This is a genomic window from Vibrio sp. G-C-1 (genome assembly GCF_021728015.1).
Lineage (GTDB): Bacteria > Pseudomonadota > Gammaproteobacteria > Enterobacterales > Vibrionaceae > Vibrio > Vibrio splendidus.
The window spans coordinates 1-1,945 of the sequence record NZ_JAKKCR010000034.1; the positions used below are offsets into that span (position 1 = coordinate 1).

The 1,945-nt window shown below is 53.2% G+C and carries 3 protein-coding genes and 1 pseudogene; all 4 read left to right on the forward strand.

Translation table 11 applies throughout. The features are described 5' to 3' along the window. Positions 1–485: pseudogene (locus L3V36_RS23740) on the forward strand (hypothetical protein); the annotation flags it as partial. Between the two features lie 9 nt (positions 486–494). Further along, positions 495–764, forward strand: a complete 270-nt coding sequence (locus L3V36_RS23745) for a hypothetical protein (protein ID WP_076646435.1) — start codon at positions 495–497, stop codon at positions 762–764. A gap of 147 nt (positions 765–911) precedes the next feature. Beyond that, positions 912–1,118, forward strand: coding sequence for a hypothetical protein (locus tag L3V36_RS23750; RefSeq protein WP_017082233.1), 207 nt, complete (start codon positions 912–914; stop codon positions 1,116–1,118). Then, the coding region (locus L3V36_RS23755) for a hypothetical protein (protein WP_237296729.1) at positions 1,099–1,945 on the forward strand (847 nt) is incomplete at its 3' end. The genes L3V36_RS23750 and L3V36_RS23755, both read left to right, overlap by 20 nt.

Sequence of the window (1,945 nt, forward strand, 5' to 3'; positions counted from 1 at the left end):
AATTCAAAGGCAAGGCGGCCAACGCGACGCCACTGTCTATCCAAGTGCATGCGTGGGTGAGCAACTCTCAAGCGATGCGTGTCTTGGTGCCGATGATCAAACGCGAAACCATGCCAGCCAATGCACAAGGTGAGAACGAGTTCACCAACTTGGTGACGAGTCCGCTCATCAGCATTCGTCGCATGCATTTCATGCACGACAACATCAGCAAATTGGAAATTGAGCGCGACTTTGTCAAAGAGTACGAAGCCAACACCTTCATTTCAGAAGCCAATGCGAAACGCAATGAGCGCACGCCACAAGACGGGTATTTTCATTTTGACCCGATCGTTCGTGGGTTCTCCATTGATGAACTGTTTCCGACGCAGCACAGCTCCAACTTGAAATTCTCCGTGACCACGACCGATGTCCCGGGCTCGATCCCGATCTTGGTGGAGTCGGTGAAAGTCACGCGACCAGAAATGTTGCAGAGCGGCGCGGCCTAAGGAGCGCCAATGAACGCTTTTTTTGATGATCTATTGGAGTTTGGCGCGGGCGCGTTAGATTCGGTCGGTGAAAACGCCGACTGGTTGTTTCCAACCAACGACCAATCGGCCAATCCCGACAAGACGCAGCAACCCAATCACCCTCGAGTGGATGACAAGGGCAACACGGTGACCACACCGCACGCCCAACCCGCGAAAGACAACACATTGTTGTACGTCGGTGGCGGCGTTGGTGTGGTGCTGGTCTTGATATTGGGTGCGCTGGCGTTTCGAAAATAAGGAGACGGTGATGCCGTTATTGTTTTGGGTATTGGGTGGATTTGGGGCAGGCAGCCTGTTTGGGCTCAGTGCCGGCAAAGGACTCAATAAAGTGTTGCTCGTGGTGGTGCTTGTCGCGTCACTGATGTGGCTTAAAGGAGGGCGCTGATGCTCGGATCATTGACATCATTAACCGGTGGCGGTGGCCTTCAAGGGGGCACGGCAGGACCGGCGACGTCCGGCACTTCGGGCAACACCACCAACAACAGTGGGTTTGAGGGCGGGCACATCAGCCTCGGTGAGCAACGCGGCATGCCGTGGTGGTTCATTGTGTTGATGGCGCTGTTTGCCTTGTATGCCTTGTCCAAACGGTAGCTTACAGCCAGCAAAGTGGGCTCACGTCCATCAACGGTTGAAACCGGCACTGAGAGAGTATTACCAACACGCACAAACCCAAGTGGCAAAGGGCTTAGAGGCAACGTATCAAATAAGTGACACTGTCATGTTATTGCGCGGTGAAAGGCTGAAAAACAACACCAAAGAACTGGTGGTTGTGGGTTTAGCCGGTGATATGGCCAAAGGAACACTAGGAGCCATCAAGCACGCCAAAGCCCACGGGTTTGATTCGGTGCGAGCGCATTTTTATCGTGAGGGTGCCAAGCGATTCATTGCAAGACGATTAAAGTTACCGGTTCAGGAAATTGAACGTCACGGCGATGAACGGGTTTTACAAATAAGGTTAGCGGATATGGGTGGAAGAAGTTCTTCGAAAAGTCGTCAAAGCAACACCACGACGACCACGAACACCAGCAGCAGCGCGGCGGTCGGTGGCGACAACACCGGTGTGATGCTGTCGGGCGTCAGTGATTCGGACATCAATTTAACCATGACCGACCATGGGGCGATGGCCATTGCAGGGCGTACTGCAGAAGAGGCGTTTGATTTTGGTACCCAAGCTTTAAGAGTCAATCAATCGGTGGTCGGGGATTCGCTGCGCGTGGTCGATAACACCGTCGACGAAGCGTTCGGTTTTGGTTCGTCAGTCTTAGAAGAGCAATCCGAAGTCAGTCAACATGCCATTGATTCGATCAAATCGATGGCCGGCCAACAAACCGAAACCACCAAAGCGGCGATTGCCTTAGCCAACAACGCGAAAGCGAGAGAGCAAACGGGCAGCAATGAATCCGATAACTCTACGCTGA